The organism is Streptomyces sp. NPDC029044, assembly GCF_040637495.1.
Taxonomy (GTDB): Bacteria; Actinomycetota; Actinomycetes; order Streptomycetales; family Streptomycetaceae; genus Streptomyces.
Map to the genome: position 1 here is coordinate 20,844 of NZ_JBEZWN010000014.1, position 17,758 is coordinate 38,601.

At 72.5% G+C, this 17,758-nt stretch carries 17 protein-coding genes; 8 read left to right on the forward strand and 9 right to left on the reverse strand.

Annotated features, from left to right (window positions below; translation table 11 throughout):
- Positions 1-25: 25 nt before the first annotated feature.
- The 5 genes from AB0E85_RS14765 to AB0E85_RS14785 all read right to left on the reverse strand — a co-directional run bounded on the left by AB0E85_RS14765 (position 26) and on the right by AB0E85_RS14785 (position 4,604).
- Positions 26-1,267 carry an MFS transporter gene (locus AB0E85_RS14765; RefSeq protein WP_361926263.1) on the reverse strand — a complete coding sequence of 414 codons (1,242 nt, stop codon included), beginning with the start codon at positions 1,265-1,267 and terminating at the stop codon, positions 26-28.
- A gap of 87 nt (positions 1,268-1,354) precedes the next feature.
- Entirely contained in the window at positions 1,355-1,780 is a 426-nt protein-coding gene (locus AB0E85_RS14770) for a PPOX class F420-dependent oxidoreductase (protein ID WP_361926265.1), read from the reverse strand.
- Positions 1,781-1,803: 23 nt separating this feature from the next.
- Positions 1,804-3,138, reverse strand: coding sequence for an MFS transporter (locus tag AB0E85_RS14775; RefSeq protein WP_361926267.1), 1,335 nt, complete (start codon positions 3,136-3,138; stop codon positions 1,804-1,806).
- A gap of 148 nt (positions 3,139-3,286) precedes the next feature.
- Positions 3,287-4,111: an alpha/beta hydrolase gene (locus tag AB0E85_RS14780; protein ID WP_361926270.1), complete on the reverse strand. Its 825-nt coding sequence runs from the start codon at positions 4,109-4,111 to the stop codon at positions 3,287-3,289.
- 121 nt (positions 4,112-4,232) lie between these two features.
- Positions 4,233-4,604, reverse strand: coding sequence for a nuclear transport factor 2 family protein (locus AB0E85_RS14785; protein WP_361926273.1), 372 nt, complete (start codon positions 4,602-4,604; stop codon positions 4,233-4,235).
- 220 nt (positions 4,605-4,824) lie between these two features.
- Between AB0E85_RS14785 and AB0E85_RS14790 the strand changes: the two genes are divergently transcribed.
- Positions 4,825-5,403: a PadR family transcriptional regulator gene (locus AB0E85_RS14790; protein WP_361926276.1), complete on the forward strand. Its 579-nt coding sequence runs from the start codon at positions 4,825-4,827 to the stop codon at positions 5,401-5,403.
- Between the two features lie 436 nt (positions 5,404-5,839).
- Here AB0E85_RS14790 and AB0E85_RS14795 read toward each other — a convergent pair whose 3' ends face one another.
- Both AB0E85_RS14795 and AB0E85_RS14800 read right to left on the reverse strand, forming a co-directional pair.
- On the reverse strand, positions 5,840-6,565 hold the full coding sequence (locus AB0E85_RS14795) for an ABC transporter permease (RefSeq protein ID WP_361926278.1): 726 nt from the start codon (positions 6,563-6,565) through the stop codon (positions 5,840-5,842).
- Between the two features lie 2 nt (positions 6,566-6,567).
- The gene (locus AB0E85_RS14800; protein ID WP_361926281.1) at positions 6,568-7,488 is read right to left on the reverse strand and encodes an ATP-binding cassette domain-containing protein; all 921 of its coding nucleotides are present in this window, start codon (positions 7,486-7,488) and stop codon (positions 6,568-6,570) included.
- 108 nt (positions 7,489-7,596) lie between these two features.
- Here AB0E85_RS14800 and AB0E85_RS14805 point away from each other — a divergent pair, with 108 nt between their 5' ends.
- The 3 genes from AB0E85_RS14805 to AB0E85_RS14815 all read left to right on the forward strand — a co-directional run bounded on the left by AB0E85_RS14805 (position 7,597) and on the right by AB0E85_RS14815 (position 10,679).
- Positions 7,597-8,766: a histidine kinase gene (locus AB0E85_RS14805; protein WP_361926285.1), complete on the forward strand. Its 1,170-nt coding sequence runs from the start codon at positions 7,597-7,599 to the stop codon at positions 8,764-8,766.
- Positions 8,767-8,780: 14 nt separating this feature from the next.
- Positions 8,781-9,443 carry a response regulator transcription factor gene (locus AB0E85_RS14810; protein WP_361926288.1) on the forward strand — a complete coding sequence of 221 codons (663 nt, stop codon included), beginning with the start codon at positions 8,781-8,783 and terminating at the stop codon, positions 9,441-9,443.
- Between the two features lie 87 nt (positions 9,444-9,530).
- On the forward strand, positions 9,531-10,679 hold the full coding sequence (locus tag AB0E85_RS14815) for an ROK family transcriptional regulator (RefSeq protein WP_361926291.1): 1,149 nt from the start codon (positions 9,531-9,533) through the stop codon (positions 10,677-10,679).
- A 222-nt stretch (positions 10,680-10,901) separates the two neighbouring features.
- Here the strand turns inward: AB0E85_RS14815 and AB0E85_RS14820 are convergent, their stop codons facing one another.
- Positions 10,902-11,663 (reverse strand): GntR family transcriptional regulator, encoded by a 762-nt coding sequence (locus AB0E85_RS14820; RefSeq protein WP_361926294.1) that lies wholly within the window; start codon positions 11,661-11,663, stop codon positions 10,902-10,904.
- 168 nt (positions 11,664-11,831) lie between these two features.
- Positions 11,832-12,716 carry an RNA polymerase sigma-70 factor gene (locus AB0E85_RS14825; protein ID WP_361926297.1) on the reverse strand — a complete coding sequence of 295 codons (885 nt, stop codon included), beginning with the start codon at positions 12,714-12,716 and terminating at the stop codon, positions 11,832-11,834.
- 110 nt (positions 12,717-12,826) lie between these two features.
- Here AB0E85_RS14825 and AB0E85_RS14830 point away from each other — a divergent pair, with 110 nt between their 5' ends.
- The 4 genes from AB0E85_RS14830 to AB0E85_RS14845 all read left to right on the forward strand — a co-directional run bounded on the left by AB0E85_RS14830 (position 12,827) and on the right by AB0E85_RS14845 (position 17,650).
- Entirely contained in the window at positions 12,827-13,480 is a 654-nt protein-coding gene (locus AB0E85_RS14830; protein ID WP_361926548.1) for an NAD(P)-binding domain-containing protein, read from the forward strand.
- A 163-nt stretch (positions 13,481-13,643) separates the two neighbouring features.
- Positions 13,644-14,474: an alpha/beta fold hydrolase gene (locus AB0E85_RS14835; RefSeq protein WP_361926300.1), complete on the forward strand. Its 831-nt coding sequence runs from the start codon at positions 13,644-13,646 to the stop codon at positions 14,472-14,474.
- Between the two features lie 43 nt (positions 14,475-14,517).
- Positions 14,518-15,960 carry a PLP-dependent aminotransferase family protein gene (locus AB0E85_RS14840; RefSeq protein WP_361926303.1) on the forward strand — a complete coding sequence of 481 codons (1,443 nt, stop codon included), beginning with the start codon at positions 14,518-14,520 and terminating at the stop codon, positions 15,958-15,960.
- A gap of 127 nt (positions 15,961-16,087) precedes the next feature.
- Positions 16,088-17,650, forward strand: a complete 1,563-nt coding sequence (locus AB0E85_RS14845; RefSeq protein ID WP_361926306.1) for an alkaline phosphatase D family protein — start codon at positions 16,088-16,090, stop codon at positions 17,648-17,650.
- Positions 17,651-17,758: the final 108 nt, after the last annotated feature.

Genomic DNA, 17,758 nt, shown 5'->3' on the forward strand with positions numbered 1-17,758 from the left:
CGGCGGGTGCGAGAACACCTGCCGGTCAGTCGGTCCGCGCGCCGGCGACGAGCGGCTGGTCGGAGACTGCTTCGGCCTGCTGGGCCACCGTCGATGAGGCGCGGTACGTGCCCTTGCGGCGGTCCGCGGCCCAGGCCGCGGCCGCGACGGCGAAGCCTGAGACGACGAGGGCTGCGCCGACGAGGTTGGGGGAGGTCAGGCCGAAGCCGGCGGCGATGGCAAGGCCGGCGAGGTAGGCGCCGGCCGCGTTGGCCAGGTTGAAGGCGGCCTGCATCGCCGCGGAGGCGAGAGTGGGTGCGTTCCCGGACTTCTGCATCACCAGGGTCTGCACGGTCGGCACGATCGCGAAGCCGAAGAACCCGATCGCGACGACGGTCAGCGCCGCTGCCCACTGCACGTGTGCGGTGGCCGTGAACAGTGCGAGGGTCGCCGCCAGGAGCAGGAATGCCGCGCAGATGCTCGGCCGCAGCGCGCGGTCGGCGGCGTACCCGCCGGCGATGTTGCCCAGCGTCATACCGACACCGAAGAGCGCGAGGATCACCGGCACCATGGAGTCGGAGAACCCGGCGACGTCCGTCAGCATCGGCGTGATGTACGAGTAGCAGGCGAAGAAGCCGCCGCAGCCGATGAGTACCGTCGCGAGAGCCAGCCACAGCTGACCGCTGCGGAACGCGCGCAGTTCGCCGCGCAGTCCGCTCTGCGGCTGCGGGGCCAGTTCGGGCATCAGCCTCCACAGGGCGATGGTGCCAAGGGTGCCGATGGCGGCTATCGCGAGCATGGTGGCGCGCCAGCCGAACTGCTGGCCGACCAGGGTGGCGGCGGGCACGCCGACGATGGTCGCCACGGTCAGGCCGGCGAACATCATGGCGACGGCACGGGCCCGCTTGTTCGGGGCGGCCAACTCGGCGGCGGCGACGGCGCCCGCGCCGAAGAACGCACCGTGCGGCAGACCGGTGATGACCCGGGCTGCGGCGAGGGACCAGAAGTCCGGGGCGACCGCGGACAGCAGGCTCCCGATGGTGAAGATCGCGGCGAAGCCGATCAGCACCGTCTTGCGGGAGATGTGGGTCATCCGGGCCGCGAGAGCGGTGAGCAGCAGGGCGCCGATGACGACGCCGATCGCGTACGCGGAGATGAGCCAGCCTGCTCGCGAGATGGACACACCGGTGCCGTCCGCCATCTGCGGCAGTAGGCCCATGACGGCGAACTCAGCGGTTCCGAGGGCGAAGGCGACGATGGCCAGCGCGGTGAGCGCGGCTTTGGGCATGAGAGTGCTCCGGGAGATGAGAGATGCAGGACGTGGCGTGCGCTGCCCTGTCAGGCAGCCGAGTGGGTGGTGAGGGGACGGTGCGGCTCAGTCGGTGATGCCGCCGAAGGTGATGACCTTGGTGGGGCGCAGGCGGACGACGAGTTCGCCGGGGACGCCGTTGCGCCTGCCGAACTCCTCGGCCCGGCCTTGGCCCATGTACCGGGCGCCGGCCTGGTAGGCGGTGTCGTACAGCTCGGCGGGGTCGTCGCCGAGTGTGACGTCGCCGCGGACCTCGACGTAGGCGAACGGTGGGACGTCGTCGGCCACGCACAGCGACGCCCTCGGGTCGCGCCGCAGGTTGCGGGCCTTGGCGGTGTTCCCGCCGGTGGTGAACAGGAAGTCCTGGCCGTCGAAGACGTACCAGACGGGGCTGATGTTCGGCAGTCCGTCGGCCCCGACGGTGGCGAAGCGTCCGGTGGCCGTGGAGCGGGCGACGAAGGCGTGCCATTGTTCGGTCGTCATGCGGTGCATGGCTGGTCTCCTTCTGTGCGGGGTCAGCGGGGCTGGGCCTGCGGGGCGTGGTCGGCCGGCCGGAGCGGGCGCGCGTCCGGCGCGGTTTCCGGCAGGCGGCGCAGGACCGGCACGACGGCGAGCGCGATGACGGCGACCATGGCGCCGGGGACCAGGGCCCAGCCGGTGGAGTCGATCAGGGCTTGTGCGGCGTACGGGGTGAGGCCGCCGAAGATCGCGGTGGCGGCGGTGGCGCCCAGGGCGAGGCCGCTGAGGCGCTGCGCGACGGGGAACTGTTCGGCGATCGCGGAGCACGCGACCGCGCTGATGCCGCCCGCCACGCAGGCCAGGACGATCGCCCCGGTCAGTGCGGCGGCGAAGCCGCCCTGGCTCATCAGGCCGAACATGGACAGCGGCAGCACCACGGACAGGGCCCCGAAGAGCATCAGAGCGGGCCGGCGGCCGATCCGGTCGGACAGGGCGCCCGCGAGCGGGGTGACGACGATGATGGCGACGACCGCGATCGTGGAGAGCCAGAGCGACTCGGCTTCACTGAACCCGCTGACCGTACCCAAGTAGGTGGGGACGTAGCTGATCCCGACGTAGTACGTCACCGAGCCGAGGGCCGAGATCGCGAACGTGCGGAGCACGGCGCGGCGGTGCATGCGCAGCGTGACGATCAGCGGGCTCGGCTTCTGCTTCCGCTGAGTTTCCCGCTGCTTCTCGAACGCGGGCGACTCCCGCATGGTGGAGCGCGCGATCAGCAGGGCGCCGGCGAGCAGCGCGCCGAACAGGAAGGGGATGCGCCAGCCCCAGGTGTCCATGGCGGAAGCGGGGACGAGGGTGACGGTCAGGGCGGGGACCGCGGCGGCCAGCAGCGCACCGATCTGGCTGGCGGCCGAGGCCAGGGAGGCGATCAGGCCGCGACGGCGCGGGGCCGCGCCTTCGACCAGGTAGGCGGTGACGCCGGTGTATTCACCGCCGACGGCGAAGCCCATGACACAGCGCAGCAGGAGCAGCAGGGCTCCGGCGGCGGAGCCGATCTGCGCCGCGGTGGGCAGCAGTGCGGTGGCCAGCATCGCGGCCGTCATCACGCCCATTGAGCCGAGCATCACCGTGCGTCGGCCGATCCGGTCACCGATGTGCCCGAAGACCATCGCGCCGATGGGACGCATCAGGTAGGCGATGGCGAAGACGGCGAGGGTCTCCAGGAGAGAGGAGGCACCGGTGCCGAAGAACGCCCTCGAAAGGACGGTGGCCATATACAGGTACAGCGTGAAGTCGTACCACTCGACCACGGTGGACAGGGCGGCGACCACGATCGAGGACCGGGGCAGCACGGCTGTCGTGCCGGTCGAGGTGGGGGTGGGGGATTGCATGTTCTGCCTTACGGAGGGGTGGCGGTCGGGCCCGGATGACCGCGCAGGGGGGAGGGCACGGTTGCCCGTGGAGGTGATTGCTGGTCACTGCGGCGCCGCCCGGATGGCCTCGAAGCTGCGAGGCGGGCAGCTCCTGCCGGGCCTGGGCCTATGAGCCGGCGGGCTCGGTGGCGATCCGGTCGAGCCATTCGCTGACGAGTGCGGTGAACAGTTCGGGCTGCTCGATCTGCAGATTGTGGCCGGCGGTGTCGAGGACCACGTAGGTGGCGCGCGGGTAGTGCGGCAGGAGGTCGAACTGGTCGAGGTACCCGACGCTGTCGTCCTGCCGTCCCGCCAGGATCAATGCGGGACGGGTGAAGGGCTCGCCGTCCTCGGGCTCATGGGTGAGTTGCCAGTTGCGGCGGATACGTTCCAGCGCGCGGGTGTCGGCGATGTCCAGCCCCGCTAGGACCTCTTCGCGAAACCGGCGCACGACCTCCGGCGTCTCGACGACCGCGACAGAGGTGAAGGCTTCCGCGATATGCGCGTCGAGGGAGGAGATCAGGGCCGGGTCGGGGCGCAGGACCAGCCGCGGGGCCGGGCGGCTCTCGGCGGTTTCCACGCGTCGGGCGGAGGGGCAGATCAGGGCGAGTCCCAGAACCTGATCACGGCGGGTTCGGGCCAGCGCGCGGGCGAGGTAGCCGCCGTAGGACTCGCCGAGCAGCAGGAAGGGCTGGTCGCCGATGTGGTCGTCGACGAAGTCCTCGACGGCGGCGAGCATGTCGTCGGAGGAAGCGATCCGGGCGGGCGCCGGGGACTGGCCCATGGCAGGCAGGTCGGGATAAAGGCGCCGGTAGCCGGGGCGCCGGGAGAAGACCGGCTCCAGGGCGCCGAGCATCAGACGGTGGTCGGGTTCCCACCCGTGCAGCGCGAGCACCGGGACCCCGTCGCCCTGCTCCGCGAAGTGCAGCTCCACCTGGGTGCGCTGAGGCATGTTCGTCACTTCCTCATGTTCGTCCCGCGTCGCGGGCGGCCGTACAGGACCGGGCGCGCCCTCCTGTGACGCAGCACAGGGGCAGGCGTGCTCGCCCCTGTGTGGCGGGGCAGGGGACGCGTCAGGAGACGGCGGCGATGGCCGCAGCGCCCTGGAGGGGGAAGTTGTCGAAGACGATCCGGCTCTCGACGATCTTTCCGTTCTCGACCCGGAACCATTCGCCCACCGGGGAGTAGAGCACCGGGGCCGTCTCGGCGTCGTAGTACATCAGCGCGGTGGTCTCGTCCCCGAAGGCGGAGACCAGCTCCGCCTTCTTGAGGATCCCCAGGAATCCGTCGAGGAAGGACCGGTACGCCTCGGCGTCCAGGGGGCCGACGGGGGTCCGGCTGGTGAAGCCGTCGGCGAAGTACGTCATGGCCTCGTCGAGGTGCTTGTTCGACCAGGCCTCGTAGTAGGCGAGGGCGACGTCCAGGGCAGGGCTGTTCTGGCTCATAGAGGTGGCTCCACTTCATCTGGGTGTGCACGGGCGCTGTCGGGATCTGCAGTGATCCGCGTCGGCCGCTTGGGCGAGTACCGGGGCCTTGGGACCTCCGGCCTGTCCGGCGGAGGCGTAGCCGTCCGCCCAACCTCTCCCACGGTACATCGTTTCGTAGTAATACGAAACGCGGCGCCTCGCATCGAGGTACTGCGACGTGTTGTGCGACCATGAGGGGGTGCTAGAACTCGCGATCCTGGGAAATCTCGCCGACGGCCCGCTGCACGGCTACGAGCTGCGCCGCCGGGTCAATCGGCTCTCCGGTTATGCCCGGCCGGTGAGTGAGGGCAGCCTCTACCCGGCGATCAACCGTCTGGTGAAACGCGGCCTGCTGACCCGGCACTCAGAGCCGGGCGCTGGAGCCACCCAGCGCTACGTACTGACCCTGACCGACGCCGGCCGGGAAGAACTCCTCCAGCGCCTGCGCGACCCCGCCCAGGTGGAGATCACCGACTTCAACCGGTTCTTCGCCGTCCTTGCGTTCCTCTCCCTCCTCCCCGAGGTGAAGGAACAGCACGCCGTACTCCGTCGGCGCCTGGAATTCCTGGAAACCCCCGCCAGCTTCTTCCACGACGAGAACGACCGCTCACTGCGCGCGGAAGACGTGAACGACCCCTATCGGCGCGGCATGATGCTCACCGCCCGAGCCGTCACCCGAACCGAGTGCGCCTGGATCCACGAGATCCTCGACGACGACCAGGACCTCGGCATGCCCCAGCAGTCCGCAACGCCGCAGGAAGCCCAGCCGCCGCGCTGATCTGCAGATGATTCCGGAGGCAGCAGAACCACGTCCTGCACGCATGCGGGCCCTCGGCATGGCCCTCGTGCCACCGACGTTCTGAGCGAAGACCAGCGCACCCGGTTCGGTCGCTTCTGCGAGGAACCCGACGGGGGAAGCTCGCCGGGTCCTTCCTGATGGACCAGACCGCGCGGCGCCGGGCCATGGCCGCCAAGGACGCCAGAAACCGGCTCGGCTGGACCGGATGCCCGCCGTCGACCTGCCCGAGATGGTGCTGGAGGTCAACTCCTGGACCCACGGCATCCTGATCGGGCCCCGTCCGCCATCAGGAAACCCGCCCTCGGGTCATCGCTCACCCGCACACCCTGGCCGCCCCGATCACACGCTGTCAAAACTTCTGACAGCAACACCGGTTCTCTGGTCAGTTCCTACTGGCCCCCCATCCGGCTCGCCGTCAGGCGTCCCTGCGGCGCAGGCGCCAGGCTCCCGCCAGCAGGGCGGCGGCCGTCCACAGCGCGGTCACCGCGAGCCCCGACCACGGCCCGAGGGTGCCGTCGTACGTCTCCCGGAGGACCAGTTGCCCGGCCTTGTCGGGCAGGAAGTCGGCGACCGTGCCGGTGGCGTCGCCGATCACGAACGAGACCACGAGGATGAACGGCACCAGCAGGGAGAGGGTGGCCACGCCGCTGCGGAGCAGGGCGGCGATCCCCGCGGCGAGCAGCGCCATCAGCATGAGGTAGACACCGCAGCCCGTGACAGCGCGCACCTGCTCACCGGCGCTGAGCCCGCCGGCCGCCGCGCCGAGCCCGGCCCGCCCGGCGAGCAGGGCGGCGAGGGCCGTCACCAGCCCCACGAGGAACGCCGGTACGGCGATGACGGCCGCCTTGGCCGCGAACCACCGGCCGCGTCGCGGCACCGCGGCCAACGACAGCCGCAGCGCGCCCGGATGGAACTCCGACGACACCGCCATGGCACCGAAGGAGATGGCCGCGATCTGACCCGGTATGACGCCGGACAGGGACGCGAACAGCGGATCGAACCCCGGATCCGAGGTGTCGGAGGCACCCGCGAGCGCGGAGAACGCGACGGTGGCCGCGAACAGCGCCAGCAGCGCTCCCGGGAGCGAGCGCAGCGTGCGGATCTTCAGCCACTCGGAGCGCAGTACGGGCGTGAGTTCCATGGTCAGGCCTCCTGGTGCTGTGCGGTGAACTCGGTCTCGGCCCCGGTGAGGTCGAAGTAGGCCTGCTCCAACATGCCTTCCTCGGAGGCCAGTTCGAGGACGGGCAGGCCCGCGGCCGAGGCGATGCGGCCGATGTCGTCCACCCGTGCGTCGTGCACGGTCCAGTGCCCGTCCGCGTGCTCCTCCGCGTCGTGGCCGTGCCGGGCGAGGGCCGAGGTGAGCGCGACGGGATCGGTCGTGCGGATGCGCACACGGGGCCGCACGCGTGCGTGGATGAAGTCCCGCATCGGGGTGTCGGCGAGGAGCCGGCCCCGGCCGAGGACGACGAGGTGGTCGGCGAAGGACGCGGTCTCGTTCATCAGGTGGCTGGAGACCAGGACCGTGCGGCCCTCCCCCGCCAGTCGGCGCAGCAACGTCCGGATCCACACGATGCCTTCGGGGTCGAGACCGTTGGACGGCTCGTCCAGCATGACCACCTCGGGGTCGCCCAGCAGGGCGGCGGCGATGCCGAGCCGCTGGCGCATGCCGAGGGAGTACGTCCGCACGCGGCGCCGGGCCACCGACGCCAGGCCCGTCTCCTGAAGGACCTCGTCGACCCGCCGGTCCGGGATGCGGTTGCTCGCGGCCAGGACCCGGAGGTGGTCGCGGGCGGTGCGGGAGCCGTGCGCGGCCTGTGCGTCGAGCAGGGCGCCCACGTGGCGCAGGGGTTCGCGGAGCTCCGGGTAGGGCCGGCCGCCGATCGTGGCGGAGCCGGCGGTCGGCCGGTCGAGGCCGAGCACCAGCCGCATGGTGGTGGACTTCCCGGCGCCGTTCGGGCCGAGGAAGCCGGTGACACGGCCTGGGTGCACGCGGAAGGTGAGCCGGTCCACGGCCCGCCGTGCGCCGAACTCCTTGGTGAGGGCCTGGACGTCGATGCTGGTCATGGCAGCAGCGTGGCGGCCGGACCGGAGTGCGGTCCTCCCCCGGCCGTGGAGATCGTCTCCCCCGTGCGGGGGAGGCTCGCTGTCGGTGCCGGCTGGCACGATGACGCCATGGTCCGCATGCTGCGCCCGTTCACGCGGGCGGTGACGTACACGCGGTGGCTGCATCTGTCCATGGCCATCGTGTGGCCGTCCCTGTGGCTGTTCATCGACGAGGCGTGGTGGACGGTGGCCACGGCGACCGTGCTGCTGGGGCTCGCGGGCCTGGTCCCCGCCATGCGGGTCGTGGAGGGGTTCCAGGCCAGGCTGCTGCTGATGGGCCATCGGGACGGCGGCGAGAGCCCGGAGATCGTCGTCGCCCCTTCGGCCACCTGGGGCGACCGCGGCCGGCTGGTGGTGTGGCTCCTGACGAGGCTGTTCCTCGGAGCCCTGGTGTCGCATCTCGCCGTCCAGCTTCTCCTGCTCACGCTGGACTTGGTGTCGACAGCGCTCAGCGGCGAACGCGTCGGCGGTGCCTGGCTCGTCGTCACGGGCCGGAATGGGTGGCACGCCCTGCTCGCGCCCCTGTCCCTGGCCGTTTCGGCCGCGGTCGTGGTCGGCTCGGGGCACCTCATCACGGCGATCGCCCTGCGGCTGTTGGGACCTTCCCCCGCCGAGCGGCTCACCGCGCTGGAGGAGCGCACGGAACAGCTCCTGGAACGCACGCGGATCGCCCGGGAGTTGCACGACTCCATCGGGCACGCGCTGACGGTCGCCGTCGTGCAGGCGGGGGCGGCCCGGGCCGCGGGCGATCCCGCCTTCACCGACCGGGCCCTGGGCGCCATCGAAGAGACCGGCCGGGCCGCCCTGGAGGACCTGGAGCGGGTGCTCGGCGTCCTGCGCGAGTCGGGGAAACCGGTGAGCGGCAGACCGACCCTCGCGGACGCCGATCGGCTGCTGGAGTCGGCCCGGGCCTCCGGGGCGAAGGTCGACGCCGAGGTGACCGGGCCGGTGGAGACGGTGCCGGGGCCGGTGTCCCGGGAGGGCTACCGCATCCTCCAGGAGTCGCTGACCAACGTGCTGCGGCATGCGGGGGCGGTCCCGGTGCGCGTCCGGGTGCACGCCGCCGGCGACACCCTCGTCCTCGCGATACGCAATCCGCTGCCGGCCGGGGCTCCCGGTTCCGGGCGCGGCAGCGGTCTGCGCGGGATACGCGAACGGGCGGCCCTGCTCGGCGGGCTGGCCCGGACCGGGCCCGACGGAGGTGACTGGCAGGTCCATGCCGAACTACCGCTGAGTTGATCTACGCTGGTCCGATGCCGGTCACCGTTCTCCTCGTCGACGACGAACCCCTGGTCCGCGCGGGGCTGCGCGCCGTGCTGGAGGCGCAGCCCGACATCGAGGTCGTCGGTGAGGCCGCGGACGGGGCGGCGGTCATCCCGCTCGTGCGGCGGCTGCGGCCGGACGTGGTCGCCATGGACGTACGGATGCCGCTGCTGGACGGTATCGAGGCCACCCGGGCGCTGCTGCGGACGGTCGACGACCCGCCGCGGATCCTCGTGGTGACGACGTTCGAGAACGACGAGTACGTGTACGAGGCGCTGCGCGCGGGAGCCGACGGGTTCCTGCTCAAGCGGGCCCGGCCGGCCGAGATCGTGCACGCGGTGCGGCTGATCGCCGAGGGCGATTCGCTGCTGTTCCCGGCCTCGGTGCGGCAGCTCGCCGCCGAATACGGCGACACCGGCGGGAACCGCGCGGCGCGGGCCGTGCTGGAGCGGGCCCAGCTGACCGAGCGCGAGTCCGAGGTGCTGCGGCTGATGGCGCGGGGCCTGTCGAACGCGGAGATCGCCGGCCGCCTGGTCGTGGGGACCGAGACCGTGAAGTCGCATGTCAGCGCGGTGCTGGCGAAGTTGGGGGCGCGGGACCGCACCCAGGCGGTGATCGCGGCGTACGAGTCGGGGTTCGTGGCGCCCGGCTGATCACCGGGCGGGTGCCTGCCCCTCGCCGGGGTGTGCCGCGTCGAAGTACGATCCGGCCAACACGGGCGCGACCTGGGAGGACGGACGGTGGGGCGGCTGACCGGCGGGGACCCCTCGCTGCTGCGAAGGATCAACTCCGCGGTGGTGCTGCACGCGCTGCGCGCCACGGACTGCGCGACGCTGACCGAGATCACCCGGGTGACGGGGCTGTCCCGGCCGACCGTGGAGGGCGTCGTCGAGGGGCTCATCGAGGCCGGGCTCGTCGTGGAGAAGGCGGCCGAGGAGGGGGCTGCCCGGCGGCAGGGTCGTCCGGCGCGGCGGTTCCGGTTCCGGGCGGAGGCCGGTCATCTGCTCGGGCTGGAGATCGGGGCGCACCGGGTGGCCGCGCTGCTGTCCGACCTGGACGGCCGGGTGATCGGCGCCCAGGCCAAGGAGGTCCCCGAGACGGCGGAGGCCGATGAGCGGCTGGAGCGCCTGCGCGGGGCCGTCGCCGAGCTGTTGCGGCGGGCCGGCGTCGCCCGCGGCTCACTGCGGGCCGTGGGCGTGGCGACGCCCGGGATCGTGGAGGCCGACGGCACGGTGGCGCTGGGCACGGCGCTGCCGGGGTGGACGGGGCTGCGGCTGGGCGAGCGGCTGAGCCGGTCGTTCAAGTGCCCGGTGCTGGTCGAGAACGACGCCAACGCGGCCGTCGTCGCCGAGCACTGGAAGGGCGCGGCCACCGAGTCGGACGACGTGGTGTTCGTGCTGGCGGGGCTCAGCCCGGGAGCCGGTTCGCTGATCGGGGGCCGGCTGCACCGGGGGTACGGCGGAGCGGCGGGCGAGATCGGCGCGCTGCATCTGCTGGGCCGGGAGGTGACGCCCGAGAAGCTCCTGTCCACCACGGACGAGCCCCTGCACCCCCTCGACGAGCAGGCGGTCGCCGGGGTCTTCGCGCAGGCCCGTGAGGGCGACCAGCGGGCCCGCGCCGCCGTCGACCGCTTCCTCCAGCGCCTGGTCCACGACGTGGCCGCGCTCGTCCTCGCCCTGGACCCGGAGCTGGTCGTCATCGGCGGCTGGGCCGCGGGCCTGGACGGGGTCCTGGGCCCCCTCCGCCAGGAACTCGCCCGCTACTGCCTGCGCCCCCCGGAGGTGACCCTCTCCGGCCTCGGGGACGCGGCCGTGGCGACAGGCGCCCTGCGCCTGGCCCTGGACCACGTGGAGGAACAACTCTTCGCGGTGGAGCAGCGCCCCCTTTAGGGGTGTGGGGTTGTGTCGCCATGCGGCTTCACCGCTGGGCGCGACAGCAACGCCCCCTCTGGGGGCGCGGGGCTGTGTCGCCATGCGGCTCCACCACGCGGGCGCGACAGCAACGCCCCCTCTACGGGAGGGGCTGTGCTGCCATGCTGCTCCACCGCGTGGGCGCGATCAGCCACGACGAGCGCGCGGCCCCCGATGCACCACACCCCCGCGCCGCGAAGGTCAGGACGCCTGCCGCTGATGTCCGTCGTGGATCTCCACGTTCCCCGAGTCACCGAAGGTCAGTCGGCACGTGTCAGCGCGGTAGGTCGCCACGGACAGCGCAGCCGTACGCCCCAGAGCGATGAAGCGGGTCGTGACGACAAGGACCGGCGCCCCCGGCAGCCGATCCAGCTCCTTCGCCTCGTCGGCCCCGGCGGAGCCGAGCTCCACCGCGTTCTCCTGCCGCTCCGGCTCCAGCCGCTGCAACTCCCGCAGCACCGCACGGGCGTGCGCCGCCCCGGACATGGCGTCGATGCCGGAGAGCTCGGGCACCGAGGGGTGCGGGATGTACAGCAGCTCCGCGGCCACGGGCCGGCCGTGCGAGACCCGGGAGCGCCGCACGATGTGCACGGGCTCGTCGCGGCCGGTCTCCAGCGCGTCGGCGACGGCCGCCGGCGGCACGTCCGCCGTGCAGCCGACGGGCTGCCAGGCGTCCTCGGAGCCGCCCGGCCAGGTGTGCGAGCCGGTGCCGAGGGAGACTCCTACCCGAGGCGGCGCGACGGTCGTGCCGACACCGCGGCGGCGCTGGAGCCTGCCTTCGAGTTCGAGCTGTTCCAAGGCTTGGCGGAGCGTGGCCCTGGCAACGCCGAAGCGGGCCGCGAGGTCGCGCTCGTTCGGAAGGATCTCCCCCACCGAGAACTCCGAGTCGAGCGCTTCACTGAGCACCGTCTTGAGATGCCAGTACTTCGGCTCCTGCACCGATTCCAGCTGCGTGGTCCCCACCCTGTCCTCCGCAATCGCCGTGGTCGGCGGCGTTTTAGCGCCCTTGTTTATTAAAGGTTGTTGCACTTCTCTGCGACCATAGGGCGGCCCTGATCCTTGGTCAAGACCAATGGCCGGGAACGTTCACGGGGCGTTCATGCGGGGCTTCGGACCGTGCCCGCCGCGTGTCTAGGCGGCGGCCAGGGACCGCAGCTTGTCGGGGTTGCGGATGACGTAGACCGACTGCACGCGGCCGTCGGCCACGTCGAGCTGGAAGACGGAGTCTGGCCTGCCGTCGGACAGGATCAGCACGGCCGGGCCGCCGTTGACCTCCAGGAAGCGCACGGTCAGGCCCGGGAGGCTCTTCTGCGCGGTGCCGATGAGGAAACGGCCGACCTTGTCGGCGGTCCGCAGGATCCGCAGCGGCGCCCGCGACTTGCCGCCGCTGTCGCCGACGAGCCGGACCTCCGGGGCGAGCAGCGCCATGAGGCCTTCGAGGTCGCCGTCGGCCGCTGCGGCGAGAAACCGCTCGGTGAGGTCGCGGCGCTGGGCGGGGTCGACGTCGTAACGCGGGCGCCGCTCCTCGACGTGCTTGCGGGCCCGTCCGGCGAGCTGGCGCACCGCCGGTTCGCCGCGGTCGAGCATGGCGGCGATGTCGGCGTACGGGAAGCCGAAGGCCTCGCGCAGCACGAACACGGCCCGCTCCAGCGGTGACAGCGACTCCAGCACCACGAGGACGGCGAGGGAGACGGAGTCGGCGAGCACGGCCCGCTCGGCGGTGTCCGGCACGGTGTCGCCGAAGTCGGTGACGTACGGCTCGGGCAGCCAGGGGCCGACGTACGTCTCGCCGCGGGCCTTGATCTGACGCAGCCGGTCGATGGCGAGGCGGGTGGTGATCCGTACCAGGTAGCCGCGCGGTTCGCGCACGTCCGCGCGGTGGCTGCCGGACCAGCGCAGCCAGGCCTCCTGCACCACGTCCTCCGCGTCGGCCACCCGGCCGAGCATGCGGTAGGCGACGCCCAGCAGGACGGGGCGGTGTGCTTCGAAGACGTCGGTGGCGGTCTCGGTGGTCACGGCTCCATCCCAGCCCACCGCTGCGGCCCTGTCCAGGCGGAATCGCCTCTTCCCGGACAGAATGGCCGACAGGGCGCCGGTGATCGGCGGCACGGTTCCCGGAGGTGGCGATGCGGTACGCGGTGCTGGGCACGGGACAGGTCGGACGCACGCTCGGCGGGCGACTGGTGGAGCTGGGACACGAGGTGCGGCTCGGCTCGCGCACGCGGGACAACACGGCCGCCGTGCAGTGGGCGGCCGCCGCGGGCCCGGCCGGGAGCGTGGGGACGTTCGCGGAAGCGGCGGAGTTCGGGGAGGTGGTGGTTAACGCGGTCGGCGGGCGGGTGGCGCTCGCCGCGCTGGAGGCGGCCGGGGCGGAGAACGTCGACGGGAAGGTCATCGTGGACGTGTCCAACCCGCTGGCGGTCGAGGAGGGTGAGCTGCGGCTGTCCCCCGTCGAGTCGGACAGCGTGGGCGAGCAGATCCAGCGGGCGTTTGCGCACGCGCGCGTGGTGAAGTCGCTCAACACGGTCAACTGCCGGGTGATGGTGGATCCGGCGAGCGTGCCGGGCGAGCACAACGTCTTCGTCTGCGGGGACGACCCGGGCGCCAAGGAGCAGGTCACGGCGCTGCTCGGCGAGTTCGGCTGGCCGGCGGACCGCGTGCTCGACCTCGGCGGGATCCGGGCGGCCCGGGCTGTGGAGATGTGGCTGCCCCTGTGGGCCGGCCTGTTCCGGAAGTTCGGGCACGGCGAGTTCAACCTGGAGGTGCGGCGGGCCCGTTGAGCGGCCCGGCACCGTGAGGGCCGGCGGCACCATGCGGCCACGGCCGGGTAGCCACTGCTGCCCGGTATCGCAAAGGCGGCGCCACCCTGGGGCTACCGACGGGTAGCAATTGCTGACAAGCTGTCTACAGCGTCCGTCAGCGAGTACAGCCGAGGAGCACCCCATGTCCGCCATCGTCTCCTTCAAAGTCGCCTCCGCGCAGGGCGAGCAGAACGTGACCCTGTCCTACACGCGCCGGGGCAGCGGCGAGCCGCTCCTGCTCCTGCACGGCATCGGCCACCACCGCCAGGTGTGGGACCCGGTGATCCCCGCGCTGGCGGCCGAGCGCGACGTGATCGCCGTGGACCTGCCCGGCTGCGGCGAGTCGCCGGCTCTCCCGGACGGCATGGCGCACGACCTGCCCACGATGAGCACGGTCCTGAGCGCGCTCTTCGGTGCCCTGGAGATCGAACGGCCGCACGTGGCGGGCAACTCGCTGGGCGGCCTGCTGGCGCTGGACCTGGCCCGGGGGCGGCTCGTGCGCTCCGTCACCGCCCTGTCCCCCGCCGGGTTCTGGAACGAGGCCGAGCGCCGCTACGCCTTCACGGTGCTGATGGCCATGCGGCAGATCGCCCGCCGGATGCCGCCGCCCGTCGTCGAGCGGCTGGCCCGCCCGGCCATCGGCCGCACCCTGCTGACGAGCACCATCTACGCCCGGCCGGGCCGGCGTTCCCCCGAGGCCGTGGTCGCCGAGACGCTCGCGCTGGCCCGGGCGCAGGGGTTCTCCGAGACGCTGCGCTCAGGCCGGACCGTGCAGTTCACCGACGACATCGTGGGCACGCCGGTCACCGTCGCGTGGGGCAACCGGGACCGGCTGCTCATCCCGCGCCAGGGCGTGCGCGCCAAGGGCGTCATCCCCGGGGCCCGGCTGGTGCGGCTGCCCGGCTGCGGCCACGTCCCGATGAACGACGACCCGGCGCTGGTGGCCCGGGTGGTCCTCGACGGCAGCCGCTGACCGGCCCCGGGTGAGGGCGGAAGCTCCCTTAGGGTTCTGCCCCATGAGGCCAACGCGCAGCGGCGACCCGGGCGACGGCGCGGCGTCCGCCGCCTGGGAGCTGCTGCTCCCCGCCGCTTCGGCTCCGGCACGCACGCGGGGCCGTTCCCTCCAGGCGGCGCTGCGCGAGGCGGTCCGCTCGGGCCGTCTCGCGCCGGGTACCCGGCTGCCGTCGAGCCGGGATCTCGCAGCGGACCTGGGGGTGTCGCGCGGGCTGGTCACGGAGGCCTACGAGCAGCTGACGGCCGAGGGGTACCTGCGCAGCGGCCGGGGTTCGGGCACCTGGGTGGGCGCGGCCGTCCGGGCGGCGGAGCCGCGGGCGCACGATCTCGCTCCGCGCTCACCCGGCGCCCGCGCGGACTTCGTGCCCGGGACGCCGGACCTGGCGCTGTTCCCGCGCGCCGCGTGGGCCGCCGCGCACCGCGGTGTCCTGGCGGACCTGCCGCACCAGGACCTGGGCTACCCCGACCCGCGCGGGCTGCCGCGGCTGCGTACCGCGCTGGCCGAACTGCTCGCCCGGCGCCGGGGCGTGGTGGCCGACCCGGAGCGGATCGTCGTCGTGTCGGGGGTGGCCCAGGCGACCACCCTGCTCGGTTTCGCGCTGCACGCGCGCGGTGTGCGCACGGTCGGCGTGGAGGACCCGGGCAGTCCGCAGCACGACGCGCTGTACGCGTCGGCCGGCGTCACCGTCGTGCCGCTGCCGGTGGACGACGAGGGCGTGGCCCCGGAGCCGCTGCGGGCCTCGGGCGTCCGTGCCGTGGTGACGACTCCGGCCCACCAGTTCCCCACCGGCATCGCCTATTCGGCCCGGCGGCGCGCGGAACTCCTGGACTGGGCGCGGTCGGTGGACGGCATCGTCCTGGAGGACGACTACGACGGCGACTTCCGTTACGACCGCGCACCCGTCGGCGCGCTCCAGGGCCTCGACCCGGACCACGTGGCCTACACCGGCTCGGTCAGCAAGTCCCTCGCGCCGGGCCTGCGGCTGGGCTGGATGCTGGTGCCGGAGTCCTGGGCGCAGGAGGTCGTCGAACGCAAGCGCACCATGGATCTCGGCCATCCCTCCCTCGACCAGGCCCTGTTCGCCCGCTTCCTGGAGCGCGGCGACTACGACCGTCAGCTGCGCCGCTGCCAGCGCGCCTACCGCGACCGGCGCGACGCGCTCGTCGCCGCCCTGGACGCGCACTTCCCCGGTTCGCAGGTGTCCGGGATCGCCGCCGGCCTCCATGTGATCGCCACACTGCCGCAGCGGTACGGGCCCGAGGAGCGGTTCCTCGCACGGGTGGCGGCGGCCGGGGTGGCGGTGCGCCCCTTGTCGGCCTACGCCCACGCGCCGGCCGCGCCCGAGGGGGCCGACGGGGTTCGGCTCGTCCTGGGCTACGCCCATGTGCCGCCCGCCCGGATCGCCGAGGGCGTGCGCCGGATGGCCGAGGCCGCGACCGGGTGAGCCGACCGGTTCGCGGGTTCCCTCACCCTGCGGTCAGTTGTTCACTTGGGGTTCGTGTGTGCGCTGCGACGTGCCAGTAGTTGTGGCTCTGCACACTTGGCCGGATCCCGTCCCTGGAGGCGCATCCATGTCACACCGTCCGTTGCCCGGGCGCCGTAGCGTCCTGCGTGGCTCCCTCGCGGCGTCGGCCGCCCTGTCCCTGCCCACCGCTCTCGGCGCGGCACCCGCGTTCGCGCGCTCCGGGCGCCCGACGGCGGGTTGGGGTGTACAGGCGGGAGACGTGACCTGCGACTCCGGGCTGGTGTGGGTGCGCTCCGACCGGCCGGCCCGGATGATCGTGGAGACGTCGGCGACGGAGTCGTTCCGCAATCCGCACCGATGGCACGGCCCGCTGCTGGGTCCGGGCACCGACTTCACCGGCTCGACCCGGCTGCGCGGACTGCCCGCCGGTGAGCAGATCCACTACCGCGTGCTGCTCGCCGACCCGGACGACCCGCGCCGCACCGGCGAGCCGGTCACCGGCACCTTCCGCACGGCGTCCGCCAAGCGCCGCGACGGTGTGCGGTTCGTCTGGTCCGGGGACCTGGCCGGACAGGGCTGGGGCATCAACCCGGAGTTCGGCGGCTACCGCATCTACGACGCGATGGCCGCTCTCGACCCGGACTTCTTCCTGTGCAGCGGAGACAACATCTACGCCGACGGCCCGATCACCGGGACCGTGACCCTGCCCGACGGCAGCACCTGGCGGAACATCACCACCGAGGAGAAAGCGAAGGTCGCCGAGACCCTCGCGGAGTTCCGTGGCAACTTCCGCTACAACCTGCTCGACGAGAACCTGCGGGCCTTCAACGCCCGGGTCCCGTCCATCGTCCAGTGGGACGACCACGAGGTCACCAACAACTGGTACCCGGGCGAGATCCTGACCGACGCCCGCTACACCGAGAAGCGCGTCGACGTGCTCGCCTCCCGCGCCCGCCAGGCCTTCTCCGAGTACTTCCCGGTCTCCACGCTGCGCCGCCCCGACGGCCGTGTCTACCGCGTGCAGCACCACGGTCCGCTGCTGGACGTGTTCGTGCTGGACATGCGCACCTACCGCAACGCGAACTCGCCGGACGACCAGCCCACCGATCCGCAGGGCATCCTCGGCCGGGAGCAACTGGAGTGGCTCAAGCGCGAGCTGTCCCGCTCCCGGGCGGTGTGGAAGGTGATCGCATCCGACATGCCGATCGGCCTCGTCGTCCCGGACGGGACGAACATCGAGGCCGTCGCCCAGGGCGATCCCGGCAAGCCGCTCGGCCGCGAGCTGCAGATCGCCGAACTGCTGCGGTTCGTCAAGCACCGGCGGGTCACGGGCACGGTGTGGCTGACGGCCGATGTGCACCACACCTCGGCGCAGCACTACCTGCCGTCGAAGGCCGCCTTCACCGACTTCGAGCCGTTCTGGGAGTTCGTCTCCGGCCCCCTCAACGCCGGTGCCTTCCCGGCAAACGCGCTCGACGGCACCTTCGGCCCGGACCGCGTGTTCGTGAAGGCACCGACGACCGCCAACGTCTCCCCCGCCGGCGGCTTCCAGTTCTTCGGCGAGGTCGACATCGACGGCCACAGCGGCGAACTGACGGTGCGTCTGCGGGAGCAGGACGGCACCGTGCTGTTCACCCGGACGCTCCAGCCGGGCCTGGTCGGCCAGTAGGCACGGAACGCAACGTTTGAAGCATGGACGAAGAGGGAAAGCTGGCCTCTTTACCCGCCGGTCACAATGCGTTCGCGATCACGCAACACCGTTCCGTCACAGTGGGTG